Source organism: Chroococcidiopsis sp. SAG 2025, assembly GCF_032860985.1.
GTDB lineage: Bacteria > Cyanobacteriota > Cyanobacteriia > Cyanobacteriales > Chroococcidiopsidaceae > Chroococcidiopsis.
In genome coordinates this window covers 175713-202397 of the sequence record NZ_JAOCNC010000003.1, presented here as the reverse complement: position 1 = coordinate 202397, position 26685 = coordinate 175713, and the positions used below count along the sequence as shown (strand labels likewise).

Below are 26685 nucleotides of genomic sequence, written 5' to 3'. Positions count from 1 at the left end.
ATTTCGCGAGGTTTTAGATGAAAGTTGTAGTTATTACAGATAAGGATTCGATTGGAATAGGACACATGGAAGCAGTCGCTGGCATGGTGCTTTCCGGGAATCTAAAGATTTTAAAAGTCAATAGTAAAAGCCTTCTCGTTCAGCCTTTAGTAGGAGGAAACACTCAAAGAATAGAAGCAACTTTCAGCATTTACTACACAGAAGCTAAACGATGGGGATTTTCTACCGATTATGCGATCGATGAAAAAGCTGAAAAGATAGCGGCAAGAGAGCGAGACTTCCACTATGGGGAATATCTCTACGAAAACTTTGCCGAGCGTCTCAGCCCGACGATCTCCGAACTCATAGCCACAAATGCGGCAATTGAAAGAGGTTGGATGTTTGCTCGAAAAGTCAACAATCTTCGGGCAACAACTTTAGAATCAATATGTAGAAGTCCTGATGACGATATAGATCGGGAAGTTTCCGTAATTTCAAATTAACCCTGTTGTGCCACTCTCGAAAAGTAAAAATTTAAGCTCATGAATATAACCTCGATCCGCTCAAGGTTAGAAGCTTTATTTTCGCCCCCGTAACCAAAACTTATAGCCAAAAAGTCGAATAGTATTGCACCGAATGCCTTTGGGCGATTGCTTTCTTAAGAGAGTGACGAAATAGGGCTAATGCTGGACTTGAAGAACGGCACGAGCATTAGGATGAAAGCGCTAAAAAGCCGCCTTTAGCAAGATTTATTGATGTTCAAAATCCGACAAGATTATTTTCACAATTGGAGGGTTAGTAACTTATGAGCGATATTTTTGGGACAAATTCCAACGACACGTTAACTGGAACGAGCGATCGGGACAACATACGCGGATTGTCCGGTGACGATTTGCTCTTTGGACTGGGAGAGGACGACAAGCTCTACGGCGGCGACGGCGCTGACGAGCTGCGCGGCGGCGAGGGCGATGACTTGTTGGCAGGCAATGGCAATAATATTATCGCAGAAGATCGCGATCGCCTATTTGGTGATGCTGGCAACGACACTTTAATTGGCGAAGGCGGCAACGACTTTTTGAGCGGTGGAGAGGGAAATGACACTCTCGATGGTGCTGGTGGCAGGACAGGCGATCTATTCGGTAACGTCAGTCGCGGCAGTGGTGAAACCGACATTCTCTATGGCGGGGAAGGAGCCGATACGTTTGTCTTAGCTGGTGGGTCGGGGCGCGAGGGAGTTGGTCCCTACTACAGTGAAGGGGGCGAACGGGACTTGGCGATCGTACTGGAATTCAATCCCGATGAAGACGCGATCGTGCTGAGTCGCACCACCTCAACGCCTGCAACTGAGACAGTTGAAGTGGAGTACACTCTGGGCGCTCTACCAGAAGGCTTGCCACCAGGAACGGGGATCTACGCTAACACCCCAGGTTCCCTGCCGGAGCAGATTGCTGCACTCCCAGGCGTTGCTCCCGAGAGTCTCGATTTGAGCGCCGACTACTTCCAGTTTATTTAGTCGGGCAAATAAGCGATCCTCTTTATCGCCCCATACCTTACGCCCCGTCCCAAGAGATCGCAAGCGGACGGGTTTTGTGCCCCTTTGAAGCAGTAAGAGCCAATCTATTAGTTATTAGGAGAAAAATCTATGGCAGCTACGACAAAATCCCGAGTCATTATCGAAGCAGCAAAAGTTCTCAACGGGCGGCTTTCTTCCCGGAAAGACCCAAACTTAAACCTGGCAATACTTGAAGGTAGACTACGCTACTTGTGCCAAGATTTGGCAGAAGATCGAGTTGAGGAAACTTTCGTTCGAGTCCGACAGATAATTGCCTTGCTATTCGTCAAAAAACAAGCTATCAGAGAGATTTCACTCGCCGAGCTAATCCGAACGAGCCGCACTGCCAGCATACCAGAAAAATCTCATCAGTTGGGCGCGCTTGACACTCAACAACCGCACCAGAAATTGCGCGATGCCAACGGCTGTTCGCGAAGCGACCGTCGCACTTTGGTACAGATTTGAGCTACATCTGAATCTCAAATTGCCTCAAACAATCCAAACCGATCTTCCACAGTTAATTTTATAGAAGGCGAGATCGCGAAGTTCAAGCAGCATTAGAGTACTTTCGATCCCTCGACCTATAGCTAGAGGTACATGCGTCCTTGGACACATACTAATGAGAGCGGTGTATGGTGAACATTTTTGGTCAATCGTCATTTTCACGAAATCAGTTTCTAGAGAGCATTTACAGAAATAAATGGATGTTTACTATACCCCGCTCCTAGTGGGTCATTTGGTATGAGTGTTGCCATAAAAAGGATGGTCAATTAAAGTGAAGATACATAGTTTTTCAGGTTGTGATGACACGGCAAAAAAAAGCACCTTTGCGACCGTTAAGTGATGAAGAACAAACCGACTTGAAAAAACTGAGCCGTTCTCAATCCCAATCATCTGCTAGTGTCATGCGGGCCAAAGCGATTCTAGCCGTGGCTCTTGGGGCTGATTACACGAGTGCAGCGCAGTTAGTAGGATTACGCTGTGGTGATACGGTCAGCAAGTGGGTCAGTCGCTTCAATGTTGAAGGCTTAGCTGCCTTACAGCCTCGACATGGCGGTGGGGCAGTAGTGCAATACAGCGAACCAGAAAAACAACGCATCCTGTCCGAATTTCAGCGTCAACCAGAGCGGCAGAAAGAGGGCACGGCAACCTGGTCAGTAGCTACACTTCAACGGGCTTTGCGTCAGGCTCCTGATGGCTTAACCCAAATCAGTACTTATACAATTTGGCAGGTACTCAAAGAGGCGGGCTATAGCTGGCAAAAGAGCCGCAGTTGGTTAAAAACTGGACAGGTGAAGCGCATACGCAAAGGCAAGCTAGTAGTAGTAACTGACCCAGATACCGTGGCAAAAAAAAACTGATAGAACGCGCTTACACTCAGGGACAGAAGCTAGGCTTGAGTGTGTGGTGCGAAGACGAGGCGGGACCATTTGGCACTGCTCCTTACCCTGGTAGCAATTGGCAGCCAGTAGGTAAACCGACACGGCAAGAACATGAATATATCCGTAATGGCACAGCCAAGCTGTTAACGCTATTCCATCCCGCTACTGGGCAAGTACGAGTTAAGGGTGTTACCAGTTGTACCAATGCTGTGTTGCACGAATGGCTCAAGCAAGAATTAGCTAGTGTTGTACAATCACTGCCAACTCCAGCTCGATTACTCAAGCCTGAAGAAAATCAACGGTTATGGAAAAGTTGGCAGCAGGGGTTGAAAGTACGCTTTACACTCCCACACGACTTACCGCCACTGCGAATGTTGCTAGTGATGGATAACTTGGTCGGACATAAAACTCCCCAGTTGGTATTGTGGCTGTGTGCTCATGGCATCATGCCGCTCTACACACCTCTTGGCGGTAGCTGGCTGAATATGGCTGAGTCGATTCAACGAATTCTCAAACGCCGAGCTCTAGAGGGGCATCATCCGCAAACAGCCTATCAAATTATTGAGTGGTTGGAAGCAACTGCTTTTGGATGGAACCAACAACCAACGCCGTTTGTCTGGGCAGGATTACGAGCGCAACGTCGAGACAGAGCGCGTCAAAGATTTCACTCTCTTGGTGGTTCTGGTGCCTGTACGCATCGTCCTCTTCGGCGGACAACTATTGCCAAAAATAATGGCAACACTCATACCAAATGACCCACTAGTAGTAATAGTCTCCTGCTTATAGTATTGCTAAATACTCGTGCATTTTCATACATTTGAGTTCTCGAATACTGCTCTAGGGAAGTAGTTGAAAACCCATTCCTACATGGGTAAAGTGAGCATCTTCCGTGAGGATTGCCATAATACCTAGCTCTTGCATGACAACCATTGAGCTCAAATCGGTAAAGGAAATCAGGGGCTTGTCGAGAAATTTAGAACGGAGTTTCTCTGCCTGGGTAAAGCGTTCTTCGTCAATGCGGATGAGGAAAAAGTTGTTGGCCCAAAAGGCTGATAACAACCCCTTCATCGATTTTTCTGCACGCGGCGCAGGCAGCCGCCGGAAGAAGAAAGTAAACGTTTCGTCTAGAACGTAATCCGTCGTGTAAATTTGTCCGCTTTGGGCGATCGCTTGCTGATAAGCTTGAGTTGCTTGCTGGTGGTATCGTTCTCCTTTGTCATGTATAGTCAGCCAGCCCCAAGTATCAATGAAAAGCTTATCTGTCATAGAGTTCGTCGTCTAAGTTGGCAGCAAGGGAGCCGGAGTTTACCGCACCAATGAATTCTGAAAGTGGATCGACAGGGCGATCTGTTTTCGCTTGTAAAGTTGATTTTGGGGCATGAGAAAGGTGCTGAACGTATCGTAACACCTCGATCAGTTGTTGTTCTGGCAGTTGCTCGATCGCATTGAGAAGAGCTTGTTTAGTGGTCATGGCAGTTGCTCAAGGTTGCTCTTTATATATTTTGGCAATTCTTTGCTGTAAATTCTGTGCTCAACACCAGAAGGCATCTCTGGTTCGATCTCAGTATTCATCAAAGGTATGTCACCCACTGGCGAAATGTGCTCAACGCCAAAAGGTATCAATAGTTCAGGCATATACATAGTTAATTAACTACTTAAACTTTTAATGTTGTATCTCCAAATATAAACAAGTCCAGTTATTGCCGTAGCGATCGCCACATAAGCAAGAGGCTCGGGCAAAGGAGGCAGGATAGGTCGAGAGATCGCTTCCGCATTTTGCAAGAATAACGTGACCGATTCTAATCGACATAAACCCAAAGGTAGTGCTAAAGAGGAAAGGATGAGAAAATAGAATCAGATGTGATTGAATCTTGAATGTTGTGCGATGTCTGTTGCTCTTCCTGCTTGCCCAAGCTGTCAGTCTGAAGATGTGGTCAAAAATGGTCGAACTCGGCATGGGAAACAGAATTACAAATGTCGCGACTGTGGGCGACAGTTTGTTGAAAACCCGCAGTGGCGAATAATTAGCGAGGAAACCAAAGGCATCATTGACCGATTATTGCTGGAGAAATTGCCGCTAGCAGGCATTGCTCGTGCTTTGCAGATTTCCGAACTGTGGCTGCAACAATACGTCAATCAGAAATACAAGCTTCTTGAACGGGAGGTGCAGGTGCGCCCAAAGCCCAAAAGCCGTCTGAGGGTACAGATGGATGAGCTATGGTCGTTTGTAGACCACCAAGGGAACAAGCAGTGGGTGTGGCTGGCTCTGGATGCACAAACCCGTGAGATTGTGGGCGTTCATATCGGGAATCGCAGTGCCGCATCAGCTCAAGCCTTGTGGCAGTCGATGCCTCCTGTCTATCGCCAATGTGCTGTAATCTATAGTGATTTCTGGTCAGCCTATGAGCTGGTCTTACCCAGCAAACGACATCATGCAGTCGGTAAAGAAACTGGCAAAACGAGTTACATTGAGCGGTTCAACTGTACCCTTCGACAACGAATCTCGCGATTGGTCAGAAAAACACTGTCATTTTCTAAAAAGTTAGACAATCACATTGGTGCAATTTGGCTTTTTATCCATCACTACAATGCTTCTTTGCCAGCCAACTCATCCTGTCCTCTTTAGGACTACCTTATTTTTTTCTCCAATAACCCAACTCGGAGCTAGGGGAACCCAGTATCCAGTAGCAAAACTTTTTGCTTCTACACAATAAAGAAAAGCGTCTGCTTGCCAACCTTTTTCATTATGCTCTATCCCCCATTCTTTTATTTGCTGTTTTGCTTTTATAAAGACTTGTTCTTGAGCTTTGGTAACTTCTTTTTGTAGATCGTTGCCTCCGCCAATTAGATTAAGACTTGCCCATGTTAGAAGTGCTGCAACAGGATTCAAATCAGAGGCAAAAGAATCACACCCTATTCTGGCAGCTTCAAATGGAATTGAGCCTCCCCCGCAAAAGGCATCTCCGACTCTAGGAATACGACCAAAGCGTTTTTTACCCAGTTGTTCTACTAATTCATCAATCGAACTAGCTGATGTTCTTAGATAAGCGTTAATTTCAGACCATGCTTCTTTGCTTGCGCCTTCAATTTGTTCGGGGCGATCGCAATATTCAAGCTTTTTATCATAGCTAAGACTATCAAAATATTTTCTAGTTAAGCGATCGCGTTCTTTTTGAGGATTTTGACTATTCCATCTAACACTTTTGCCACTAATCTGAAAATATTTTTCTTTCTCTGCATCTGATGACCATTCATATACATTTTTGGCTGGAATACCTTTACAGCGTTGCCATAAACCATCGGCATCCATTGTCAGAATTTTCAGAAAAATTTCTCGATCCTTTTGTGGATTGTTAGAAGCTGGCATCAGTAGTCCAATAATTACTGCACGCACAAGAATAAGAGGCTTTCTTCCCCACCACTTACCAAGCCCAGTTAAAGTCTGACCCAGATTGGCCTTACGCTCTTTGTAACTTTCCTTAGAAATTAGAGAAACTGGAAATTGTTCTTCAATAAATGCTTTCTGCACTACCTAAGCCCCTTATCTACCTGATAACGTCAACTCAAAATCGCTGTATCGATTTCGCAATACGCTCTCCATAACTGGATTTTCCGTGAGAGCAAACCGTACAGCCTTACGCCAACCGCGATTGCGGTCTTTAATGGCGTGACCTGTAGCTGCATTAGTCATGGTGTAGAGCCACCATCTTTCTTCAGGGGCTAGCCCCAACCAGTTACGAATGGCAGTAGGAATAAGAGCAGGATCGGCATCTTCAATCGCCCAAGCGAGTAAAATAAGCTCTTTACCTAACGTTCGGTCTACTGGCACTTGTCCTTTTTTAATCCAGCGACCAGTTTTAATACCCATTGCTCTAAGACGACGATTGAATTCGGCTTTTACCTCTTCTTCGATCTGTTCCCAAACCATTCGTTTAAGTCTTGCTTTCAACTGTTGGTCTTCATTGTTAAAAGAAATATCTACAGGTGCTTCCTGTTCTGGCTTCCAGTGAAAGTGTTCGGAAATCATAATTTCTGCACTTTTTGCCTGTGAAGCAGGAAAAGTTACCAGAAAGCAATGCTCTGTACGATCGCTGCTAAAGCCAAAACCAAGAATAGAATTTTGTGTTTTAGATGTCATTATTTATTACCTATTACTTATTACTTAATTACTTACTGCTGTACCTCCCCTGGTTTTGGTTGATATTTCATGGCAGCAAACCAGTCTTTTAATAACTGACTGCGCTCTAGAATTACTTTGTCAACATCAATCAGAATCTGACTACCTTGACCATCCTTAAAAATACTTTGTAAATGCTCGATGAGTTTTCTAATTTTTGTTCCGTTTAAACCATTATCTGGCGCAGCATCATAGCTAACTTCTCCGGATTCATCCGACGCTGAAACAATTAGGCTGACTCCGTAAGCATTGCCTTGATATTTTTCTAGCTGGTCGATAAATTCAAACGCTTCTCTGGCAGTAAGTCCTTGTTTTTTACAGTTCCAAATAGCTGGTAAATTGGGCTGAATTATGTCAACAATCGCCCCTCGCTTACGATACTGCTCGGTGTCTATTTTTTCGACCTCAGAAAAAATACCATCACTTTCAGCAATAGCAAGCACGAAGCGACTCGATTCGGGTACGACAAAAGGACTATCGTAGATTCCGCCATAAGATTTGGGGTCTGACCCATCGGTGGTATAGCGAATCTCACCTTTAGGAATTGCTTTAAATTCTACTTTCCATTCATCAGAATTCTGAAAAACTCGATGTTTGAGTACAATCTTGTTTTTCCAGGAAATAGCAGCACCTTGATTATTTTTACCTTGAGGATCGAAGCACTTAAATTTCAAACTAAGGTCTTTGGTTTTAAAAGCTTTATAGCCTCCAGGTGCATCGGCAACAGAACAAGATGCTGTTGTCGGTTCACTATCTCCAATCTCGTACTTCACCACATCGCCATTGATAGCCCGAATTTTTAAAGTAACTTCTCCTGTATCATCATCTCGACTGATTTGCTGAATACTAACCGTTGTCTCTGGAGGAGGAGGTTGTGTGTTTATTACACCTCCTTCATCAACCCAAACTTCTTGCTCGAGCAACTGTCTTTTCAATTCTTCCAGTGCTTTAGGATGATGGAAATTCCAATCAGCTTGAGTGGCAGCACGCCGCCTCACTTCATTCCAAGAAGAAGTTCTCTGTCCCGCAAAAAGTCTAGCTTGACACTTTTTGCGAAAAGTTTCAGAAGCCACATCTGTTGTAAATTTTTGTACTTTTTCCAAGGTATCGCGGATTAAAGCTTCTCCATCAAAATAATTCCCCTGAAAATGAATGCGGCAATCAGTAGAGCGAAATCCATTTCTGGACGGATAAACTAGAGTGGTGAAAGTTTCCTGCAGCGAACTGCGAAGGCTAAGTTGAATTTGATCCAGGCTTTTATCAGCCTCTACATATTGCGGATCTCGTGGCGAAATGCGATCGCTATCGAGTTCTGCTTTAATCGAGAGAATTGCTTTATACTGTCTTGCCTGCTCGATGATTCGCTCCATTGTTTCGTGAGAGCCTGTAAGGAACAAAACACGATTCTTAAATTCTTGATCTTCAGCAAATTTATGCCAATCTTCGCTTAGTTTGCTCGAAGGATGTGGATTTCTGGTTGGTTCGGCGACGATTAAAGTTACTTTATCGATTTCCAGGCTCACTTCATCTAGACCAGGAAGCACTTCTAATTTCTGATAACAATCCCGTGTTTTTGGTTCAAATAGTTCTGTTAAATAAGACCGTAATTCTTTGAGGGTAGTCTGTTCGTTATAAGAATTAGCAAGGCTATGTAATTTGGCAGCAAGGTTTTGAACATTTTTGAAAAACAATCGCCCATCCTGGCTGCGATGGAGATACCAAGCTTGAGTAGGAAGATAATCGATAACCGATTTTTTAATAGTAGATAAATCCCGCCCAGGAGCGCAGAGAAATCCGACTATTTCACTTTCTCGCAAACCATGTGTGGCATTGGGAATATTAGCCAGTGAAGCAACTAGAATCAGCTTGGCTACATCCTGAAAATCCGTACCTCCCAATTTATTATCTTGTTGTTCGGCAACCGAAAACCCCTCTTTAGCAATGTCATGAACGATCGCTTCTCCCAAACTAGGATTGATTGCTTTTACTTCAGATAGTATTTCATCATTATTTAAGTCAAGATCGTAAGGATGTACTAGCATTCGCCGATCTGCTTGACCGCGATCGTAGATATTGGCAACCACTGCCCGTAACAAGCGAATTAAGCCCCGCGTCTGCTGAAAACCAGGATTTTCTTTAAACCGAGCGTATAAATCCCGTATGGAAAAATGAAAAGGATAGGACTTCACTAACTGAGCGGCATAAGAATCGGGAGAGGCATTGGTGACATCCATTTCTTTTGCATCTTTTACCGATTTAGCATAGGCATTGGCAACCTCATTAATAACCAAATCTTCTGGAAGTTCTTCAAATAGCCGAGTGCGTAAAATGTGATAAAGTTCGCTGCCTTGGGAGCTTACAGGTTCTAGCCTCAATGCCGAACGACCAGTCTCATTCTGAAGATTGGTAATTGCCCTGTTAAGTTGACCCGATCCTCCTACCCAAGAAGCTGTAAGGTCTGAAATTACTACACACACATTAGATAGTTCTGGTCGGTCAACCGCTACCAATAAGTTAGAAATAGCTGTGGCAGTAGCAACCGAAAGGTCTGAGCTACCAATTTCAATCGTCTTAGCGTTTTCTAAGTAAGGTGGTAACTCGTCCAAAAATATTAGCGTTGGTTCGCCTTGAAGCAGATTAATCCAGGCTGCAACGCCAGGAGCCTTCAAAGGAGCATAATGATCGTTAAACACCTCTTTTTTATTGAGTCGATCGGCTAATTCTCCCCAAAGACCAAATGGGGCATCGGTTTCGCGTCCATTAAAGCCAATAACTTTTACAGTACCGAGCTGAGAGCCTTTAACCTTATCTCCTAAAACTCTGTTTCTCAACTCAGGATGTTTTGCTAATAGCCCAAGCGCAATCATACTATGGGTTTTACCTCCACCCATTGCTTGAGCCAACAGAAATGTACTTGCTTGGCTACTTCTATTTTCCAGTCGTTCAAAAGCTTTATCTATAAGCGTTTGCATCCCAGCAGTTATGTAATTTTCCTCGAAGAAGCGATCGCTATCTATTCGGTCTTCAAGTAAATCGGAAATATTCAAAACCACATCTCGACGAGAGCGATCGAATACCGACTGGCGTGGTTTGCAAGCTTAGCTCAAATACATAAATATACTTTTTGGAAGCTTATAAGTTATATGGCATACACTTATACTTCCCCAGAGCAAAGCAAAAATTAGCAGATTAAAAAACTAGAAGAAAGCAGCGGTTCAAGCAATTTTTATAGAACAAATGCACTATTGGGTTCGAGATAAATAAGGACTCCATATAATAACTCCTTATCTTTAAGCTCAAAATAAAGACTAACGAGAATAATTAGAAAACTCGATCGACTTCATTATGACTTGCCGTGGCATCCAATGCGGGTCGAGCAACGCATCGGCAGGATCGATCGCATCGGGCAAGTGCATCCTACAGTTACGATTCACAACTTCTATTATGACGGCACGGTGGAGGCAAAGGTATACAGAAAATTACGCGATCGCATCAATGCACTTACCGCAGTTGTGGGGAGCTTGCAACCAATTTTAGCTCAAGTTCCCACCTTTATTCAGGTAGATGAGAACAATCTGGAATTTTGTAGCTGTTGTTATTTTCTACTTGCCATTCTCCATTTATTTTCTTTGCGATAACATTAATATACGGTGCGAAATTCTGCCAAGCACTCCGCTTTCTATCTTCGATATCATAGTATCTGGAAGCAACAGCGGTGATAAATAAACTCCCTGTTTTTTCTATATTATTAAGTTTATCTGCTGGGGTTTGCTCGTATACTTCGCCTCTAAATTTTACTTCTTTCATCTCGTAAATTCTAGAAAATAAGAGGGTTTTGTAAAAATATAGTGCGAATTACTCTTTTTACATAAATACCTTGACCAATAGCTTTCAGACAAATTATCCATTTCACCATTTACTACTTTAGACATAGTATTATTCTCTTGTAGAGATACGGTATTTGCTGTTTCTCGTGTAACCCAGTGAGAAACAAGTTGATAAGCGATAACAAAAACAAAAAATTTTATCAGTAAGTTGCTCGTATCAATTTTCTTATTCATGGCTAAATTATTCTAGTTTTGCGTTGGAAAAATAGACGGTATTCTAGTTACAAAAGATAAAATCAATATAAAATAAGATAATGTTTTGTGAGAAGAGAAAAAATACTGAAACGTGCCTTAGTATTGCTGCTCCTATGACAGCATCGATAGACTTCCATCAACAACTTTGACTTTGTGGTGAAAAGTTTCGACTCAGCTAAGAATCAGCTAAGAAACAGAACTTGCTGCATGGCAGTTGGCGATCGCTCTCCACCCCTTGCATTTCATGTTTAAAAGGCTGAGATACTTGTTTTATAGTACTTATAATTAACATTACCTGAGCGTGACAGCTTTCCTCTCACGACCCCAAGTTAGCCCAAGAGCATATAACTCGCTGCTTCAATCAACAAGTCCAAACTGATATGTATCTAAAATTTTGGCCAATGTTCCAGCAAAGCCACTACTAGCACAGCCTTGGGTATTTGTTATGGTAATTACTGGTTCAGCTCGGTCAAAAATAGCCGCACAAAACTGAGATGGGTCGTGTCGAGCACGATAGTAAATTCCATCTACCTCAATGGAGTGACTCCACAACGCTCGCGCCCATCGCTGGGCGATTCGGTGGTCTCCCGCGCCCAAGCGAGCATCTGCTCTTATACGCGCCAATCCTGCTCCGGTAAGGTCTACCAACTTCAAGCGGCACGTACAGCTAAGTTGACTTATGCTGCGTAAAGACAGTTCGCTCAGCGAAACGATTTGAATACCCGTCTTGCTGCCAAACGTCTCGATAAAGCAACCGTGCGGGTCGAGAGCAACGTACAGAACGCCGTATTCTCGCGCTGGAGCGTCGAAGCGGTTGCGACCGGATCGTCCATAGTACAAGGGACTGTAAGTAGTCTGGTGAATCCGAAACCAAGGTGCTTCAATTTCGATAACGGGTAAGTCTCGTGATTGCAAGTCTACAGGAGGCTCTGGGTGGGGATCGGGCTGCTGTGCCGAGTCCGTCATCAAGCTGCTCCTTGCTCTCCATAAATTTCAGCCGCGTTTAGGACCGCTTCTAAATTACCTTCGCGCAGTACTTTTAGAGGAGACTGCTCTTTCAATCGGCTGTTGCCATTAAGCATCCAAGCTGTCTGCATCCAGGGATCGGCTACGTTTAGATGCGCTAAAATTTCTTCTAGACCGAGAAGGGTTTTTCCCTCGACAAACTGCCAAGCTGGATAAACATACGTGCGTCCTTTTGGTAATCCGATCAGCTTACCGTTGCTCCGCCGCTTATCTACTCCTTGTCGGGAGATCCCCAAAATTTCTCCAACCTCGCTTGAGGACAAACAACCACCCTCTGCTACTAGTAGCTGTTTTTTCGCAACTAATCCTCGCAGCTTTGCCTTGGCAAGAGGGTCACTCGAAGGAAGCACTTGCATAGCTTCTGGCTGCTGCAATAGCGTTAACAATAAATCGTAATCGGTCGGAGCTGCCGTTGCCTTGATTACAGAAACTTCCTTTGATAGAGCAATCAGCGCTCGCACTGCGCGAGTGAGGAAAGCAACTTCAATCTCTTTGCGACTACTTGCCAATTCTTCAATTATTGGCAGCAGCAACTCGACTGTCTCTCCAGACATTTTGTCGATAGCTGCATGTAACTCGGACTTCTGGCGATCGCGGACGGTTGAAGGCATAAGCTTACCTCCCCTGGTTGCTCAAGTAAATATTACTCTAAATAAAATACTACGTCAACCCAAGTCGAATCTGCAACTTCTTTACATCGACGTACGCTCGCTGCTGGCGATCAAACAAGCGATCGCCAGCAGCGAGCGACTAGTGGCAGAATGAAAAGCATTAGACTTGAAGATCGATGAATATGCCTTTTAACATCCGTCAGCTAGATCGTCTCTCCTACGATGATGTTGAACCGATCCTCGACGACTACATCAATGACGCGATCAAACAATTTGTCAACTCTCCTGAAGGAGAAGCCCACCTCAAAAACTACCCAGAAGGTGGCGGTTGGATTGGCACCTTCATTGAAATGGGCTACAACTACGGCGAGACGACGCTGCCCAAAATGACGAAAGCGGACGTACAAACCCTGATGGAATATACTCTGCCGCGCAAAGTCACTATTTTCGATCGGGCTGAAGCCGAAGATGCCATTCCCGAACTGGTTGCCTTCTGGCGGTTTCTCCAACGGGAATACAACCTTCGCAGCGCCAAGGCGATTGTCAAATATTTGGAATCGCTGGCATCCCAATTTCCCAGCATGATGAGCGATCCCTCCAGAGGTGGTATTGCCAAAGCATTTATGATGATGGGTCATCAAGCTGGATTTGATATGACCACTCCCGAAGGCGTTCAAGCATTTCAACAACAGTACAACGCCAGCCTCAAATCCGACACTCCCGACCTGACTACCAATGCGCTGAAAAATTTGATTCAGGGGGGATTAGCTCTGCCGGACTCTAATCGACCGACTCCATCCTCGTCCAAACCGAAGGGAATGGGAATGCAAAAGACTCCGCCCGCGAACAAGACTTCTCGCCAGAGAACTAGCCGTAAGAAGAAATGACGCTCCGAATTCGTGGAGTCGTCAAAGCGGCTCAAAAGGCACAAGATAGCTTAAATAATGGCATTCCTTCCCAGGAGGTTGCTGCTTTTAAAGCATTTGTCACTAGCTCGCTGGAAGCGATCGAGCAATTATGCGCTCGAGAGCAAATGACACCAGAGCAATTGCCAAGTAGATCGCGTTTGGCTTACTCCTTTCTTAAAGGGATCGATTTGGACAATCTGCCGATGTTGGAAAGCCGTATTGCCTCACCAACAAAAGCGCCCATCAGTCTTAGGAACATTAAAGCAAAGCAAAGTAGTATATTGCAGCAACTCTCATCTTTGGCTGCCAGTCTCACCCCAAAACCCGACGATCTATTCCAAAAGCTGCACCACTGTTTGACACAAACTGTTGCAGAAATTGAAAACATTTGCCTCCAACAACAGGCAACACCAGCCGACTTAAGTAGCTCCTCTGGCACAATTTATGCTTGGATGAAGTTTTTGAGCGAAGAATTCCATCTACAACTGCACCTTCAGGCGACTCGTTCTACCTGGCAAATCGCTCAAGCAGTTTCTAGAAAGCATTGTCAGGAGTTAGAACATGTAGCAGTTGAGGTGACGTACCAGGCAGGATTGTACAAATACAGGCGGCAAGGAAACGTTGCTACTCTCACCATTAGCGAGGGCTTTATCTATGCCAGCCGGGAAGTTTTGACAGCACTGGTGACAGACGCATTGCTAGACAAGAACCAAGAGCGATCGCGACTCATCAAAGATTTTGCTAGTTCGCCAGAATATAGTCAAGTCCTACTGGAGTTGGACTCGTTTGCCTGTGCAAATCGAAACCAAGCTCAAGGCAAGTGCTACGACTTGGAAGAGTTATTTGAGCAAATCAATCGTGAGTATTTCGCTTCAACTTTGGTTAAACCGCACCTGAGTTGGACTGGACTGCACACTTACCGCAAGTTTGGCTACTATCACCCAGCCAGAGACCGAGTGGTCATCAGCTCAACCCTTGATGATGTGCGGATTCCCCAGTTTGTGGCTGAGTTTGTCTTGTACCACGAACTCCTACACAAATATCATGGGGCAAAATTGGTTAATGGCAGACGTATGGTTCACACCAAGCAGTTTAGACGAGACGAGCAGCAGTTTCAGTTTTATCAAGAAGCTTCTAGATGGCTAGAAAAATTGGCATGGAATCAAGCTCAGATTTTCGAGCTAGAGCAATGGCTGTAAGTTATCCAGTTTGCCTTGGATCAAAAGCTTGAGACAGCCAAGAAGATTGGTACGGTTTCAAAAGGGTATTCGTTGGATGTGGAAGTCTACTGCTGCTTTTGTCAAAAGTTTGCTATTGCCTCGGACACAGAACTAGAGTCAGCTTGGAATATAGGCGAACTTGTCTGGGTTTGGACCAATGCGACCGGACTCACCTCGATCGAGTGCGGAGATCGTAGCAATGTTGGTGGAATCCAGTTCAAAATCAAACAGTTCAAAGTTCTCCTTCATGCGCGATGGTGTCACCGACTTCGGGAATACGATGTCACCGCGTTGGATGTGCCACCGCAACACGACCTGGGCTGGAGCCTTACCTACCTTGTGGGCAATCCGAGCGATGGTGGGGTCCTCAAGCACCTTGCCCTGCGCCAGTGGCGACCACGCCTCGGTAGCGATCTGATGTTCCCGATCGTAGCTGCGTACCGCCTGATTGGTAAAGTAGGGGTGTGCCTCGATTTGGTTAACTGCCGGAACTATGTCGGCCTCGGCTGCCAGCCGCTCCAGGTGATCGATCTGGAAGTTCGACACTCCGATGGAACGGGCGCGATCGTCACGATGGAATTCCTCCAGTGTCTTCCAGGTCGAGACGAAGTCGCCGTTGTAGAGCGTCGGCAAAGGCCAGTGGATGAGAAACAGATCCACGTAGTCGCAGCCGAGTTGTGAAAGCGTGGTGTCGAATGCCTTGCGAGCGTCATCAGGCTGGTGGAACCCGTTGTTGAGCTTGCTGGTGACGAAGATGTTGCTGCGATCTAGACCAGAGGCGCGGATAGCCTCACCCACCTGCTTTTCATTGCCGTACATCTGTGCGGTATCGATATGCCGGTAGCCGATTTCCAGCGCCTTGCTTACTGCCTTTACGGTATCCTTCGGCTCGATCTGGAAGACCCCAAATCCAAGCTGCGGAATGGTCTTGCTGTCGTTAAGGGTGATGCTGGGAACTACACTCATAGTCGTTTAACGTTGCTAGTGAATCTAGGGCGACAGTGAAATTCTCCTCATTCTATGTCGCTGCATTAGTGCAGCCGTATACCTATGGTGATATTGCCGCCTCGATCGCCAACATCCGCTGCTCTCAATACTTGACACGACATTTATTGCCAGCTATCATTCAACCATATGGTTGAATCAATTCGTGCTCTCGATCTGATTTTTGCTGCTCTGGCCGATGCGACACGCAGAGACATCCTGAAGCGTGTATCGAGCGGAAAACACACCATTAGCGAATTAGCCCGATCATATGCCATGTCTTTAGCAGCGGTGGCGAAGCACATCAGCGTGCTTGAGAAAGCAGGACTCGTGACTAAGTGTCGAAGTGGCAAGGAGAAAGTGATTCGGATTGAACCAAAGGCGATCGAAGTCGCCGCAGCGCATCTGAGTCAGTATGAAAAAGTCTGGGCTGCCCGCTTCGATGCCTTGGAAAAATTATTAGAAGAAAATCGACAAGTAGGAACATAACTGTATGGCAGAGCTAAAAGTCACAGTTCCAGAAAATTCACAAAATATCTTGGGTACCGTCACCATCAATGCTTCATTAGAAGGTAGTCCTACACAAGTAAGGATAAGTTGTAGTGATGGACGAAATACCAAATAGCTCCAATGTGGTTATCTAATTTTTTTGAGAAGGACAAGGTATCTCTAACTAAACGTGAAACTCTTTGACGTAGAGTGCAGTTGAACCGTTCAATTAAATTGGTTCTACCACTTTCTTTACCAACAGCTTGATGCCTAAACTCAGGAATTACCTGCTCATATGCTGACCAAAAATCTGTGTAACATATAGCGCACTGTCGATATACCCCAGGTAGTGACTGCCATAATCCATCTGCACCCGAACGTGAGCGAGCACCTACAAAGACTCCAACGATTTCTCGCGTCTTTACATCTAGAGCTAACCAAATCCATTGTTTGTTACCTTTGTTGCCCACAAACGACCACATTTCATCGCATTGGATAGTTAAACGCCTTTTTTTTTAGGCCAAACATCTACTTGTTTGGGAATCGCATCGTATTTAGCATTGACATATGTTTGTAACCAAGTTTCAGATACCCCAGTCACCCTGACAATTCCTGCCAACGGTAATTTTTCTAACAACAACTTGTCAATCAATTCCCTCGTATCCTGCCCAATCACTTTTTTAGTTGGATTCAAAACAAATTGTCTGCTACAGGCTTTGCATTTAAAGTTCTGCCGACCGTTATGGATTCTGCCATTTTTCACAACTTGAGTTGATTGACATCGCGGACAAGTTAAAGCAGGTGCTGACATGGCTGTGAGTAAGAAGACCTCTCTTCTATACTGACATCCTTACTTGTGTAGGACTACCCATTAGAAAAGGTATTCGAGGCGTATGTCAAAGAAGAACTCTTCGCTCAATGGTGGTGTCGCGGTAATCCGATGAAAGTGTATCGCTTTGATTGTCGAGACGGCGGCAGCTGGCATATTGCCGAGCGAGCGGAAGATGGTAACGAGTATGAATTTACTGGCTATTTTCACGAAGTCGCTCAAAATCGACGGATCGTGCAGACGTTTGAATTTTTGGGGATGCCGGAACGCGGACACGTCATGCTGGAAAAAGCCGAGTTTGTAGCGATTAACGATCGTATAACTGAGATTCGGACGCACAGCACCGCCATGAATCAAGAAGACCGTGACGATATGGTGGCAAGCGGAATGGAAAGCGGCTGGCGGCAGTCAGTTGAAGCCCTCGGTAAGCTGTTAGAATCAGACAACTAATCAAACACACTGGTTTGTCGAAAGACCGATTCTGGTTGGAAACAGCCGATTCTAGGAGAGCGGGCGTAGTGTCGATCGCAACCACGTTGCACCCGAACCAAGCAATGCAATCAGGTCGGTTGAGTTGCAAAGGCTTCACTGCCGCCGCTGCCAGAATGCCGTTAGGCTTGGCAAGTATTCTATGGACGCGCGCTCGTTCGCTCTTCCCAGCCCAAGCGAAGTTAATCGCGTCTCACTCGAGCGCGAAACTAAAGTTTTGCACTCAAATCTATCACAGAAAGAATATTAATTATTGCTAAAAGAGCTGCTCGAGTTTTTGACTATCAGTTACCCTCTTGGCAGTTAACGCTCGTCAATTTTATGTCAACAACGATTGAAACTCAATTGGTCGATTTTTTGCAGCAGCAAATTGGAATTTCCGCTGCTTCAACTCTAGCTAGCACTGGCTCAATCTCAAGCGACACATTTGTTACCAATCGTCCTGTGGCAAGAGAATTTGTTGAGTTTAGAACAACTAGAGCAAGTATTCGATTGGTGGTCAACAGCCGCTCGTTCAACTACTACAAACGATCTCGAAAAACCAACAACAGCAAGAATTAGTTAAGGAGCGAAGGTTGAGACAGCGTTTATAGTAGGAGCGACACGATTTATTTACTTGCTAGAAAAAATATTAGTTTATGACAATTGAGGAGATCTATCAGTTTTTTGCGGCCCAGCCACCGATTTATTTAAGCAGCGAACAGGCAGCTTGCTATGTGCTGTCGGTTTTGCTTATAGAGGAATCCTACGGCACCCGACTGATCCAAAAACTGGAAAGCGACTACCCTCCGTATCGACTGTCTGATACTGTCCTCTACGCAGCACTGAATTTTTTGGAAACTGAAAGAGCGATCGCTTCTCGTTGGCAAAAAGTAGATGGGCGCGGTCGTCCGAGACGGATGTATTCGGTCAGCTCCCAATGGCTTGATGAGGCACAAAAACTCGCCGCTTTATGGCGAGGATTCGTTACAAAACAGCCACAAGCGTCCAAAGCTGTTGCCGTTTGACAACAGAGCAACCCAAGAGGAGCGATCGCGCCTCAACTATCATCAAAATCAAAGCACAAAGCGGTTAATGACTTACTACCCAGGAGGCGATCGCGCTTGAAAAACTTACCACAAAAATCACCCTCACAAAACTCTCAGCCACCCGTCACCCGTTGGGAACTGATCGACGCGATCTCCAAACTGTACGTGATTCGGGACGATCCGAGTCAATTGCCAAAGAGTCTCAATAAGTTGAAAAAGCCTTATTGCAAGTAAATGCAAAAGGGCGAGTTAAGCTCTTTAGGAGTTTGGGTTTGAGCGATTTTCTTTGACTTGACGAAATTCCCAAAACATCAAGTCGCTCCTTGCCGTAGGATAGTAATTGTGAAGTAAATCTAAACAAAAGAAAAAGTGAAGGTCAAAGGCAACGGACGCGCCAAGATACTGACTCAAGCCGAACTGGAGCGCCTATTTACACGCGGCTTCCTCACCCCTAGAGACAAGCTGCTATTCGCGATCGCGTATTACTGTGCCTGTCGCGTCAGTGAAGTGCTATCGCTGACGGCGGAAGATTTAGCGGGTAGTGTGGTAACGCTGCGTAAATCTACCACCAAGGGCAAGGTTGCCACGCGCACTCTGCCTTCACACCCAAAGCTACAGGGATATTTAGCAGCTTATCACCCGCCGTCTGGTCTATTGTTTCCAGGACGGAGCAAAGACAAACCGCTCACCAGGGCAGCTGCCGATCTGATCCTCAGAGCTGCTTGCAAGCGGGCAAGGATTAGAGGCGCTTCGACTCACTCATTTCGTCGCACGGCACTGACAAATATGTCTAATGCCAACGTGCCAATCCGCGTGATTCAGGAAGTATCGGGGCATAAATCGCTGACTGCTCTCCAGCGATATTTAGAGGTGAAGCCAGATCAAGTGGAGTCAGCGATCTCTTTGTTAATTTAGTTTACGACATAGCGCTTGGGGAGAGAGTAGACGAGGCGGGTATTGTGGATAGATCTTTTCGGTAAAGTTGGCGTTGCCGATCGATAGGAGCAAGCCAGTAGTCGCTGGGAAGACTATCTAGGTGGGGAAATAGCAAGAACGCGCCCAAGAGATAATCGATCAAATTGTCATAGCTCTGGATGCGGGTGAAAGATTGCATCTGTGTTAGTACCGCCAAAAATGCTTGCGATGTTGCCTCTCCTATCGCCCTCATCTCCAGTTCTTGCTGCTTAGAAAACTTGACTTTCGTGCCGTACCAATTCCACAGCAAGCAGCACTGCTGTAGCGATAGATGAAGCGGTTGCAGTAGCAATGCGGCACGATAGAAGAGTCCAGAGCGCCTCAGCATATAGGGATGAATTGAGAAGGGAAGATTGGCACTCTCGCCTGCTAGTGCAATTATATAGTGTAGCGAGCGCTGATTCAGGCGTGTTTGCCGTTCTGTGGCAAATAACCAATCGCATTGACGCTCCTGCCCCAGTTGTTGCAGAAGCTCGACTTCGGCAGGGCATAGCGGTTGAAGATTGATTTGTTTGTGGAGACGAGCGCCACTCTTGAGTTCGCGGTTGCGGATGACGTAGAGTGTTTTTCCAGTCAAGTCTAGATCCGATCGGCGCAACCAACACAGCTCGGACGGTTGTAAGCATTGGCAAAATAAAGCCATCGCGATCGCCTTGTTCCTGGTGGGGTAACGAGTCTGCTCCATCGCGGCGATGACTGCATCGACTTCATGCAGGTAGAGGAATTCACGCTCGCGGCGTTGTTGAAATACAGTTTTGAGCGGCGGCGGAGTTCTAGGCATGGAACGGATAGATTTTTCGGCAAAGTCCGCTGTCAATTATGCCACGCCACTAGGTATCGGAAACGTAGAGACGATCGTCCAAAGATACAGCGTGAAGATACAGCAAGGGTGCTACTGCTAGATGACTAGTTAACTGGTAGCGAGCTAGAATAGCGTGCTTTCAACTCTTTCAACTTCAGTATAGTTAGCCGAGTAGATTAGCCCAGAGAAGTCGCGATCGACGATACAACCGCGACTCCCAGGCGCGGACTACCGTGACAGCTGTACCGTGCATGATGACGATATCGCCTTCACAGAAAGAATGTTTGATGACAGACATAATGAATACCTTAACCTTACTACTCTCAGATTTTGGTTTCATTGCTAGCTAAATATTCTCGCTGTTGACTGTGGGCAACGGCAGAGAGCCACAGGCTCTCGGTGGAGATTGGTGCGAGAAACTAAGGTTCCGTGCCAGATGGTGTTGGATAACTAGGTGAATGTCGTGAGCGTTTCGAGCTAGATCTGGTACGAGAGCGCTACTAATACGCAAGTGTTGCTTGTCAGATAAATCAGCAAACTGCGGGATTAACGTCCGGAGCTGGGTGAGTTTTTCAACCAACTCGTGATGTTGCTCGACATCTAAAGAAGGAAATAGCTCGGCAACTTCTGCGAATTGTCCCATACACAGACGAGCCAAAAGTTCGCAGGCTTTGGAGAGCGCCGCTAGCTGTTCGTCACTCAACCCTTCTAGGTTAGCCATTTTGTTTTCCTCCTACAAGTTAATAACTATCTCTGGCGTTGCCCACCAGTGTAGAGTGCGGTCGAGCGATCGCGTTTCTTAGCTCGACTTTTTTGCACCACCTACAAAGGAGAATAGCTACTGCTACAAATTCTCTAATTTTTACATTCCAAATAGAATACGAAAATGATATTCTAATTAGAATATATATAATATCTAAACTAGAGTTTCATTTCAAAGGAATGCCCAGTATCTAATGCCAACAGTTGACCAGCTCATAGCCCAACTCGTGCAAGAGCGCTGCCAAACTCAAATAAGTGGAACGCAACAACACTCTGCGGCAAATCCTCGTGTGGGACAACAGCATGGGTGGCTGCATCTAGAAAAAGAGCCAATTTATTTGCTCAAGCTGACAGTTAAAGTAGGAGTGCAGTCGCTGAAGTTGGATGGCTCCCATTTAGGGATTGGGGATGATGTACTGAAATTGTTGGAGAGTGCGGCAAAGGGCGGTTATGCCGCCAAGATCAACCATCGCCTCAAAGATGCTGCTACCAAACTCCAAGCACGACAGAAAATTATCTACAATCGCTACACTCTTTTGAGCGAACCGTTTCGATTCGTACATGAATCGGCACTACCCGATGCTCTAGAAGCAATTGAAGGGATGGTGGCGGAAGCTGAGTATTTACGGCAGGAAATTTTAGCAGCATACGAATCAGAATACGCTGGTTTCTTGTCGTGGGTGGAGCAAGTCTTGAAAGCCGCCCGATTAGAACCAAAAGCAATCCAGTTAGCACTGCGGCAGTATGCTGGTGCTTATCCGACTCAAAAGGAACTACAAGTAAATTCATTGCAAATTCTAGTGGAAGGACCGATAAAAATTCCTTCCCTGCTAGAGCGTTCTACCCGCGAAGCAGAAGTGCAAAGGCAGCAGGCAGAGGTAGAGGTAGCTGCTGTCGAACGCCAAAAACTCAAGTTAATCGAGCGAGCGCAACAAACGCTACAGCAGACGTTGATTTCAACTTTATACGACGCGCAAATCAGAAGTCGGGACGAAGCAGACGCAAAGCTAGCGCAATTACTAGAGAGCTTCAATTTGTCGGGAGCGGATGCGACATCAAGAACGGGACAGAAGTGGGAGACGTTGATTGCTCGTTTGCAAGTATTAATGCAATACGATCGCGATTTAGAGCCGATTGTGGAGAGGGCGAGGCAGTTAGGGCAACTCTACAGAAGCGACAGCCCCGACTTAGATCGGATACAGCAGCACTTGGAAGACTTCCGAGCCATGCTGAAGCAGCGCGTGCAGCAGAAAAACTCGACTGGAGAAGGGCTTGCCAACTTGACGAAGGCGTTGGCACTGGATGCAGGTTACTCCGAGTTACTTCGGCAGTTAGAGGCGATCGCGCAGCAACCAGATCCGGAGCAGTTACGGCAACTCAGGGGCAAGTTGGCATCAATGGAGAATTTGTTTAAATTCCGTACCAAAGATTTACTCAAACGCTGGGAGATTGCTGAGGCAGCCGTGCGCCAGGAGTTGGGGCTAGAAGCAACAGCCAAGACAAAGGATCTCATTACCGCTCCAGATACCGTCGATAGCGACGAGCGCGAGCGACATGACTTAACCAACCGACCTTACGACCCAGAGGCAGGATTTTAGGAAAACTCACTTTCTAGTTGGAATACAAAACTCAAATTCTATTTAGAAAACAAAATTAAATCATCATGATTAAATCATGGCAATCGCTAAAAACACCAAAAAGTTAGCTGCTCAAGTCTCCAACAATGCTCCTGCTGGCTCTGCTCCAGAGCGGTTGCAGCAGTTACGGCGAGAGTTGAATCAGATTTTCTTGGAGCGTTCTAGTGCGATCGATGGAGTGCTAGCCGTATTGCTCAGTGGTGGAAATGTGGTTTTATTTGGTCCGCCTGGTTGCGCCAAAAGCTGGATGTTACAGCAGTTATGCCGAGCAATTGAAGAAGCTATATTCTTCGATCGCCTGTTGCAACCGACTATTACACCGGACGAGTTACTGGGGCAACTGTCGCTGCGAGCGCTACAACAGCAAGACGAGTTAATCCGTAACACCAAACGCCGACTGCCAGAAGCACATATTGCCTTTTTAGATGAAGTGTTTCGCGGCAACTCTACCAGTCTCAATGCCTTGTTGCGGTTGATGAACGAACGGGTATTCGAGAACCCAGAACCGCAGCCAGTACCGTTACTGTTCTTGTGCGGTGCTGCCAATAACGTCCCCACTGATGGGGACTTGGATGCGTTTGTCGATCGCTTTGTCTATCGCCCTTGGTTGCAATACGTCCGCAAGCTAAGTTCCAAGCGAGAATTAATTCACCGAGCTAGGCATAATCTCAAACCAGAAGTGAAGGTGCGTCTGAGTCTGGCTGAAATTCAAGCTTTGCAGCAACAAGCAGCGATCGTACCTTTTAGCGACGAACTAGCAGAAGATTTAATTAAATGCCAACTGGCACTGGAGAAGGAGGGATTTTTCATTAGCGATCGCAAGTTGCAACAACTGGTGAAACTGCTGCAAGCCCATGCGCTGGTGCAGGGCGATGAGCAAGTGTATCCAGAATCTTTTCACGAATTGCTGCCAGATTGCCTGTGGCAAAGAGAGCCAAAAGAACGGCAGAAGATCGGTCAAATTTTGAATGCTTGCGTTCCCGATCTCAACCAACAAGCCGTGTTTTGGTACGATGCGGCAAAGGAAGAAGTCAGTGCTGTAGTGAGGGCAGCCAGAGAATACGATTTGCGTCCGAGCAATACAACCGAACAAAAATTGATCGAAGCAGCCGATAATGCTGCAAGTCGCTTAGAGGATATTGCTCGCAAGATTGAGAAGTTAATCGCCGATAACAAGAGTCGCAATGCTCGACGAGCGCAGAGAATACTACTCGATATTCGCGATGATTTACTGGTTGAAGTTGGCGGTTACAAAAATAAAGTTTACCAATAGATACATAGCAGATTTTGCATTATTTAGCATCCTATTCAAAATAAAGTGGACAGGTCTTGTTGTCCTCACTAGATATATATAGGTTTGGTCGCGTAAATGATGAAGACCTGTCCACTTTATTCGGAATAAACCCCTAGGCACTTCTTTCTTCTTCCCGCCCTGCCAAAGTAACGATCGCATTTATCTCCTCTTCTTCTTCTTTCAGCGTTTGGTAGAGCTGCCAATTTTGTTGCAGATTCAGCCAAAACTCTGGACTGTTGCCAAAGAATTTCGACAGCCGCAATGCCGTACTTGGTGTTACGCCGCGCTTGCCATTCACCAACTCGTTGACTCGCTGATAAGGGACGTGGATGCTGTTAGCTAAATCCTGCTGAGTCAGTCCTAGTGGTTCTAGAAAATCTAGCAGCAAGATTTCTCCTGGATGTGTAGGAGGGCGATATTTGGGGATTTTCATCTATTGTTACCTCACGTAAAAACGTCAACGATCGTCAATAATCTCAACCGAATCCGCTCCTTGTTCCACCCAGACAAAACAAAGCCGATATTGGTCGTCGATCCGAATGCTGTGTTGACCTGCTCGCTCGCCTTGCAGGGCTTCTAACTTGTTACCTGGTGGAACTCTCAAGTCGTTTAAAGATACGGCAGCATTCAGCTGGTCTAACTTTCTACGTGCTACAGCCCACAGGTTAATCGGACAAGTTTTTCGTGCTGCTTTTGAGTCACTACCATCAAAAATATCTTCCGTTCCTCGATCTTTGAATGAAACAATCATGAATGCGATCGCTGAGTGGTAACATAATAACACGGATATTATGTTATCTTTAGCTAAAGATTGCTACTTGCCAGTTTAAGCTCGATAGATTCCAACTCTCATGCTGTACGACTTTGAACCGCTAGTATATCGAGTTGCGAGTATCTCCAAACTTTTTTGGCAGGAGTACCTCAACTATTTTGAAGATGCTCGGACGATGGTGAGAGTAGGAACTAGCAAGCTGTTTGCCTTTCCCAGTTTTACTTTAGAAGTTTTTCATCGACTTTACTACGAGAGCGAACCAGAGGAGCTAGACCCGCCACCACCTGAAAGTGCTTGGGCTACAAGATTGCATCGGGAGTTTCAGCAACTGATCGGCTGTGACGAGCTGGTGGAGCAGTGTCAAGGCAACCAACTAGCGGCGGGACTGGCAACAGTAGAGTATTGCCGTCAAGTGTACGAGAAACTGCCGCTACCCATACCTCGATTTCCCAATCCGCAACAGTATCGGGATTTGATTAAGCAACTGAAGCATCAGCCAAAAACTACGCCATCTGGAGTATTTGAGCAGATATTGACTTCTCCTCAAACAACTTCCCCAACTGGTTTACCGCTACCCAAAACCCGACAGCTACGGGAACGAGAGCAGTGGTTGAGGCAGATGATTGAAGATAGCGGCGATCGCACTCTAGAGCTGATCCAACTCCTACAACAGGAGGGCAAACAAGCTGTATGGCAAGCTCAACAATATGCTAAAAGTCTCGATGAAACACAAATACGGCAAATGCTCAGGGCAGCCCTGAACGCCGCTCATGAAAAATTGAGCGAGGCATCTGGGTGGTTGGAGATGCTGGGCTTGAGCTGGGGCAACGAAGTGGGTGGAGAACTGCGCGTCTCCAGCGCCGAAAAAATGGCGCTAGCTCAGAAGATCGCAGGTTATGCCAAGCTCAAGCAGATCGCTCTTCTCGCTGGACGTTTCCAACAGATTGCCGAGCGCAAGCGCCGCAGCCAAGCTTTAGATGCTTTTGGGGAAATAACCACGATTGAGTTAGGAGATAACTTGTCGCGGTTGTTGCCCAGCGAACTTCAGAAACTCTCTACGAGCGATCTATTTCCTTTATTTGCGCTCTCCTATTACGATCGCTCCCTACTGCAATACAAGACGAGGGGGAAGGAGAAGCAATGCAAAGGACCGTTGGTGGTCTGCTTGGATTCCTCTGGTTCGATGGATGGATTGCCTGACATTTGGGCAAAAGCAGTGACGGCAGTGTTAGGACAGATTGCTTATCGAGAGGGACGGCACTTGCGAGTCATCCACTTTGCAACTAGAGTTTGTCGAGTTGATGACTTTCCACCCCACCACCATGACTTCTCGCGACTGCTGGAGTCGATGCTGGCTTTTTACAACGGTGGCGGTACTGCTTGGGAGCCAGCAATATTATCTGCTACCGAATGTATTGAGCGGCAACAACAGTTCAAAAGAGCAGATATTGTCATGGTTACAGACGGCAAGTGTGACGTGAAGCGGGAATTTTTAGAGCAGTTGAAAGTCAAGAAACAACAATTAGAATTTAGTATTTATGGAGTTTTAATTGGTGGTGCAGGCTCTCGGCAGATGCAGCAGTTTTGCGATCGCATCTGGGTTGTTAAAGATCTTATTAGTGATGAGATAGCGATTGAGGAGTTATTCTTACTGTAGTCGAAGTTCGACAGCCGCCGTGTACTATAT

General features: G+C 46.0%; 31 protein-coding genes and 2 pseudogenes. 19 read left to right on the top strand and 14 right to left on the bottom strand.

The features are described 5' to 3' along the window. The first annotated feature begins 17 nt into the window (after nt 1-17). The 5 genes from N4J56_RS35810 to N4J56_RS35790 all read left to right on the top strand — a co-directional run bounded on the left by N4J56_RS35810 (nt 18) and on the right by N4J56_RS35790 (nt 3668). A complete protein-coding gene (locus N4J56_RS35810; protein WP_317111538.1) occupies nt 18-482 on the top strand; it encodes a hypothetical protein in 465 nt (154 codons plus the stop codon). Between the two features lie 302 nt (nt 483-784). Continuing rightward, nucleotides 785-1492 carry a calcium-binding protein gene (locus N4J56_RS35805; RefSeq protein WP_317111536.1) on the top strand — a complete coding sequence of 236 codons (708 nt, stop codon included), beginning with the start codon at nt 785-787 and terminating at the stop codon, nt 1490-1492. A gap of 129 nt (nt 1493-1621) precedes the next feature. Then, nucleotides 1622-1996 (top strand): hypothetical protein, encoded by a 375-nt coding sequence (locus N4J56_RS35800; RefSeq protein ID WP_317111534.1) that lies wholly within the window; start codon nt 1622-1624, stop codon nt 1994-1996. Between the two features lie 338 nt (nt 1997-2334). Continuing rightward, nucleotides 2335-2892 carry a helix-turn-helix domain-containing protein gene (locus N4J56_RS35795; RefSeq protein ID WP_317105833.1) on the top strand — a complete coding sequence of 186 codons (558 nt, stop codon included), beginning with the start codon at nt 2335-2337 and terminating at the stop codon, nt 2890-2892. Between the two features lie 41 nt (nt 2893-2933). Continuing rightward, on the top strand, nt 2934-3668 hold the full coding sequence (locus N4J56_RS35790; RefSeq protein ID WP_317105834.1) for a transposase: 735 nt from the start codon (nt 2934-2936) through the stop codon (nt 3666-3668). An 82-nt stretch (nt 3669-3750) separates the two neighbouring features. Here the strand turns inward: N4J56_RS35790 and N4J56_RS35785 are convergent, their stop codons facing one another. Further along, the gene (locus tag N4J56_RS35785; protein ID WP_106219016.1) at nt 3751-4179 is read right to left on the bottom strand and encodes a type II toxin-antitoxin system VapC family toxin; all 429 of its coding nucleotides are present in this window, start codon (nt 4177-4179) and stop codon (nt 3751-3753) included. Continuing rightward, nucleotides 4169-4384, bottom strand: coding sequence for a hypothetical protein (locus tag N4J56_RS35780; protein ID WP_106219015.1), 216 nt, complete (start codon nt 4382-4384; stop codon nt 4169-4171). The genes N4J56_RS35785 and N4J56_RS35780 overlap by 11 nt, the downstream gene beginning before the upstream one ends. A gap of 414 nt (nt 4385-4798) precedes the next feature. Here N4J56_RS35780 and N4J56_RS35775 point away from each other — a divergent pair, with 414 nt between their 5' ends. After that, nucleotides 4799-5539 carry an IS1 family transposase gene (locus N4J56_RS35775; RefSeq protein WP_317111484.1) on the top strand — a complete coding sequence of 247 codons (741 nt, stop codon included), beginning with the start codon at nt 4799-4801 and terminating at the stop codon, nt 5537-5539. Here the strand turns inward: N4J56_RS35775 and N4J56_RS35770 are convergent. Genes N4J56_RS35770 through N4J56_RS35760 form a run of 3 tightly spaced genes read right to left on the bottom strand, consistent with a single transcriptional unit; the run spans nt 5522 to nt 10137 of the window. Continuing rightward, complete coding sequence (locus N4J56_RS35770; RefSeq protein WP_317111528.1) at nt 5522-6442, bottom strand: DUF1156 domain-containing protein; 921 nt, start codon at nt 6440-6442, stop codon at nt 5522-5524. The genes N4J56_RS35775 and N4J56_RS35770 overlap by 18 nt on opposite strands. A 12-nt stretch (nt 6443-6454) precedes the next feature. Further along, nucleotides 6455-7051 (bottom strand): DUF3780 domain-containing protein, encoded by a 597-nt coding sequence (locus N4J56_RS35765; RefSeq protein WP_039719363.1) that lies wholly within the window; start codon nt 7049-7051, stop codon nt 6455-6457. Between the two features lie 32 nt (nt 7052-7083). Then, nucleotides 7084-10137: a DUF499 domain-containing protein gene (locus N4J56_RS35760; RefSeq protein ID WP_317111526.1), complete on the bottom strand. Its 3054-nt coding sequence runs from the start codon at nt 10135-10137 to the stop codon at nt 7084-7086. A gap of 291 nt (nt 10138-10428) precedes the next feature. Here N4J56_RS35760 and N4J56_RS35755 point away from each other — a divergent pair. After that, nucleotides 10429-10650 (top strand): annotated as a pseudogene (locus N4J56_RS35755) (hypothetical protein); the annotation flags it as partial. A gap of 879 nt (nt 10651-11529) precedes the next feature. Here the strand turns inward: N4J56_RS35755 and N4J56_RS35750 are convergent. Further along, nucleotides 11530-12138, bottom strand: a complete 609-nt coding sequence (locus N4J56_RS35750; protein WP_039719366.1) for an RES family NAD+ phosphorylase — start codon at nt 12136-12138, stop codon at nt 11530-11532. After that, nucleotides 12138-12809, bottom strand: coding sequence for a hypothetical protein (locus tag N4J56_RS35745; RefSeq protein WP_317111522.1), 672 nt, complete (start codon nt 12807-12809; stop codon nt 12138-12140). The genes N4J56_RS35750 and N4J56_RS35745 overlap by 1 nt, the downstream gene beginning before the upstream one ends. A 176-nt stretch (nt 12810-12985) precedes the next feature. On the opposite strand from N4J56_RS35745, the gene N4J56_RS35740 reads away from it, so the two are divergent. Together N4J56_RS35740 and N4J56_RS35735 are read left to right on the top strand one after the other, a co-directional pair. Next, nucleotides 12986-13696 (top strand): hypothetical protein, encoded by a 711-nt coding sequence (locus N4J56_RS35740; protein ID WP_317111520.1) that lies wholly within the window; start codon nt 12986-12988, stop codon nt 13694-13696. Continuing rightward, complete coding sequence (locus tag N4J56_RS35735; RefSeq protein WP_317111518.1) at nt 13693-14916, top strand: M48 family peptidase; 1224 nt, start codon at nt 13693-13695, stop codon at nt 14914-14916. Before N4J56_RS35740 ends, N4J56_RS35735 begins: the two co-directional genes overlap by 4 nt. 138 nt (nt 14917-15054) lie before the next feature. Here the strand turns inward: N4J56_RS35735 and N4J56_RS35730 are convergent, their stop codons facing one another. After that, nucleotides 15055-15903 (bottom strand): aldo/keto reductase, encoded by an 849-nt coding sequence (locus N4J56_RS35730; protein ID WP_317111516.1) that lies wholly within the window; start codon nt 15901-15903, stop codon nt 15055-15057. 35 nt (nt 15904-15938) lie between these two features. Between N4J56_RS35730 and N4J56_RS35725 the strand changes: the two genes are divergently transcribed. Both N4J56_RS35725 and N4J56_RS35720 read left to right on the top strand, forming a co-directional pair. Next, entirely contained in the window at nt 15939-16079 is a 141-nt protein-coding gene (locus N4J56_RS35725; RefSeq protein ID WP_317111514.1) for a hypothetical protein, read from the top strand. Continuing rightward, nucleotides 16072-16410 (top strand): metalloregulator ArsR/SmtB family transcription factor, encoded by a 339-nt coding sequence (locus N4J56_RS35720; protein WP_317111512.1) that lies wholly within the window; start codon nt 16072-16074, stop codon nt 16408-16410. Before N4J56_RS35725 ends, N4J56_RS35720 begins: the two co-directional genes overlap by 8 nt. 89 nt (nt 16411-16499) lie before the next feature. Here the strand turns inward: N4J56_RS35720 and N4J56_RS35715 are convergent. After that, nucleotides 16500-17221 (bottom strand): IS1 family transposase gene (locus N4J56_RS35715; RefSeq protein ID WP_317111474.1). Its coding sequence is split into 2 segments (ribosomal slippage): nt 16500-16915 and nt 16915-17221, totalling 723 coding nucleotides; the frame shifts between segments, so codons are not numbered across the junction. A gap of 63 nt (nt 17222-17284) precedes the next feature. On the opposite strand from N4J56_RS35715, the pseudogene N4J56_RS35710 reads away from it, so the two are divergent. The 5 genes and pseudogenes from N4J56_RS35710 to N4J56_RS35690 all read left to right on the top strand — a co-directional run. Further along, nucleotides 17285-17689 (top strand): annotated as a pseudogene (locus N4J56_RS35710) (SRPBCC domain-containing protein); the annotation flags it as partial. 466 nt (nt 17690-18155) lie between these two features. Beyond that, nucleotides 18156-18293, top strand: coding sequence for a DUF2949 domain-containing protein (locus N4J56_RS41585; protein WP_410500750.1), 138 nt, complete (start codon nt 18156-18158; stop codon nt 18291-18293). A 73-nt stretch (nt 18294-18366) separates the two neighbouring features. Continuing rightward, on the top strand, nt 18367-18735 hold the full coding sequence (locus N4J56_RS35700) for a PadR family transcriptional regulator (protein ID WP_317111508.1): 369 nt from the start codon (nt 18367-18369) through the stop codon (nt 18733-18735). A 96-nt stretch (nt 18736-18831) separates the two neighbouring features. Beyond that, entirely contained in the window at nt 18832-18990 is a 159-nt protein-coding gene (locus tag N4J56_RS35695) for a hypothetical protein (RefSeq protein WP_317111506.1), read from the top strand. Nucleotides 18991-19125: 135 nt separating this feature from the next. Continuing rightward, the gene (locus N4J56_RS35690; RefSeq protein WP_317111505.1) at nt 19126-19671 is read left to right on the top strand and encodes a site-specific integrase; all 546 of its coding nucleotides are present in this window, start codon (nt 19126-19128) and stop codon (nt 19669-19671) included. Between the two features lies 1 nt (nt 19672). Here the strand turns inward: N4J56_RS35690 and N4J56_RS35685 are convergent, their stop codons facing one another. The 3 genes from N4J56_RS35685 to N4J56_RS35675 all read right to left on the bottom strand — a co-directional run bounded on the left by N4J56_RS35685 (nt 19673) and on the right by N4J56_RS35675 (nt 21254). Next, complete coding sequence (locus N4J56_RS35685) at nt 19673-20548, bottom strand: tyrosine-type recombinase/integrase (protein WP_317111503.1); 876 nt, start codon at nt 20546-20548, stop codon at nt 19673-19675. A 148-nt stretch (nt 20549-20696) separates the two neighbouring features. Next, entirely contained in the window at nt 20697-20873 is a 177-nt protein-coding gene (locus N4J56_RS35680) for a hypothetical protein (RefSeq protein ID WP_317111501.1), read from the bottom strand. 6 nt (nt 20874-20879) lie between these two features. Then, nucleotides 20880-21254, bottom strand: a complete 375-nt coding sequence (locus tag N4J56_RS35675; protein WP_317111500.1) for a hypothetical protein — start codon at nt 21252-21254, stop codon at nt 20880-20882. Between the two features lie 235 nt (nt 21255-21489). On the opposite strand from N4J56_RS35675, the gene N4J56_RS35670 reads away from it, so the two are divergent. Beyond that, nucleotides 21490-22893: a hypothetical protein gene (locus N4J56_RS35670; protein WP_317111499.1), complete on the top strand. Its 1404-nt coding sequence runs from the start codon at nt 21490-21492 to the stop codon at nt 22891-22893. A 76-nt stretch (nt 22894-22969) separates the two neighbouring features. Continuing rightward, entirely contained in the window at nt 22970-24205 is a 1236-nt protein-coding gene (locus tag N4J56_RS35665) for an AAA family ATPase (protein ID WP_317111498.1), read from the top strand. A gap of 133 nt (nt 24206-24338) precedes the next feature. Here the strand turns inward: N4J56_RS35665 and N4J56_RS35660 are convergent, their stop codons facing one another. Both N4J56_RS35660 and N4J56_RS35655 read right to left on the bottom strand, forming a co-directional pair. Further along, nucleotides 24339-24659 carry a HigA family addiction module antitoxin gene (locus N4J56_RS35660; RefSeq protein ID WP_039719372.1) on the bottom strand — a complete coding sequence of 107 codons (321 nt, stop codon included), beginning with the start codon at nt 24657-24659 and terminating at the stop codon, nt 24339-24341. Nucleotides 24660-24683: 24 nt separating this feature from the next. Beyond that, nucleotides 24684-24977 carry a type II toxin-antitoxin system RelE/ParE family toxin gene (locus N4J56_RS35655; RefSeq protein WP_039719373.1) on the bottom strand — a complete coding sequence of 98 codons (294 nt, stop codon included), beginning with the start codon at nt 24975-24977 and terminating at the stop codon, nt 24684-24686. A 100-nt stretch (nt 24978-25077) separates the two neighbouring features. On the opposite strand from N4J56_RS35655, the gene N4J56_RS35650 reads away from it, so the two are divergent. Then, a complete protein-coding gene (locus tag N4J56_RS35650) occupies nt 25078-26655 on the top strand; it encodes a vWA domain-containing protein (protein ID WP_317111494.1) in 1578 nt (525 codons plus the stop codon). Nucleotides 26656-26685 lie beyond the last annotated feature (30 nt).

Bases quoted from the DNA above. Each gene is read 5' to 3' on its own strand.
- N4J56_RS35775 (WP_317111484.1), top strand. From the start codon at position 4,799: ATGTCTGTTGCTCTTCCTGCTTGCCCAAGCTGTCAGTCTGAAGATGTG.
- N4J56_RS35800 (WP_317111534.1), top strand. From the start codon at position 1,622: ATGGCAGCTACGACAAAATCCCGAGTCATTATCGAAGCAGCAAAAGTT.
- N4J56_RS35750 (WP_039719366.1), bottom strand. From the start codon at position 12,138: ATGACGGACTCGGCACAGCAGCCCGATCCCCACCCAGAGCCTCCTGTA.
- N4J56_RS35650 (WP_317111494.1), top strand. From the start codon at position 25,078: ATGCTGTACGACTTTGAACCGCTAGTATATCGAGTTGCGAGTATCTCC.
- N4J56_RS35730 (WP_317111516.1), bottom strand. From the start codon at position 15,903: ATGAGTGTAGTTCCCAGCATCACCCTTAACGACAGCAAGACCATTCCG.
- N4J56_RS35785 (WP_106219016.1), bottom strand. From the start codon at position 4,179: ATGACAGATAAGCTTTTCATTGATACTTGGGGCTGGCTGACTATACAT.
- N4J56_RS35805 (WP_317111536.1), top strand. From the start codon at position 785: ATGAGCGATATTTTTGGGACAAATTCCAACGACACGTTAACTGGAACG.
- N4J56_RS35655 (WP_039719373.1), bottom strand. From the start codon at position 24,977: ATGATTGTTTCATTCAAAGATCGAGGAACGGAAGATATTTTTGATGGT.
- N4J56_RS35700 (WP_317111508.1), top strand. From the start codon at position 18,367: ATGACAATTGAGGAGATCTATCAGTTTTTTGCGGCCCAGCCACCGATT.
- N4J56_RS35795 (WP_317105833.1), top strand. From the start codon at position 2,335: ATGACACGGCAAAAAAAAGCACCTTTGCGACCGTTAAGTGATGAAGAA.
- N4J56_RS35745 (WP_317111522.1), bottom strand. From the start codon at position 12,809: ATGCCTTCAACCGTCCGCGATCGCCAGAAGTCCGAGTTACATGCAGCT.
- N4J56_RS35665 (WP_317111498.1), top strand. From the start codon at position 22,970: ATGGCAATCGCTAAAAACACCAAAAAGTTAGCTGCTCAAGTCTCCAAC.
- N4J56_RS35675 (WP_317111500.1), bottom strand. From the start codon at position 21,254: ATGGCTAACCTAGAAGGGTTGAGTGACGAACAGCTAGCGGCGCTCTCC.
- N4J56_RS35680 (WP_317111501.1), bottom strand. From the start codon at position 20,873: ATGAAACCAAAATCTGAGAGTAGTAAGGTTAAGGTATTCATTATGTCT.
- N4J56_RS35810 (WP_317111538.1), top strand. From the start codon at position 18: ATGAAAGTTGTAGTTATTACAGATAAGGATTCGATTGGAATAGGACAC.
- N4J56_RS35780 (WP_106219015.1), bottom strand. From the start codon at position 4,384: ATGACCACTAAACAAGCTCTTCTCAATGCGATCGAGCAACTGCCAGAA.
- N4J56_RS35670 (WP_317111499.1), top strand. From the start codon at position 21,490: ATGCCAACAGTTGACCAGCTCATAGCCCAACTCGTGCAAGAGCGCTGC.
- N4J56_RS35720 (WP_317111512.1), top strand. From the start codon at position 16,072: ATGGTTGAATCAATTCGTGCTCTCGATCTGATTTTTGCTGCTCTGGCC.
- N4J56_RS35765 (WP_039719363.1), bottom strand. From the start codon at position 7,051: ATGACATCTAAAACACAAAATTCTATTCTTGGTTTTGGCTTTAGCAGC.
- N4J56_RS35740 (WP_317111520.1), top strand. From the start codon at position 12,986: ATGAATATGCCTTTTAACATCCGTCAGCTAGATCGTCTCTCCTACGAT.
- N4J56_RS35735 (WP_317111518.1), top strand. From the start codon at position 13,693: ATGACGCTCCGAATTCGTGGAGTCGTCAAAGCGGCTCAAAAGGCACAA.
- N4J56_RS35660 (WP_039719372.1), bottom strand. From the start codon at position 24,659: ATGAAAATCCCCAAATATCGCCCTCCTACACATCCAGGAGAAATCTTG.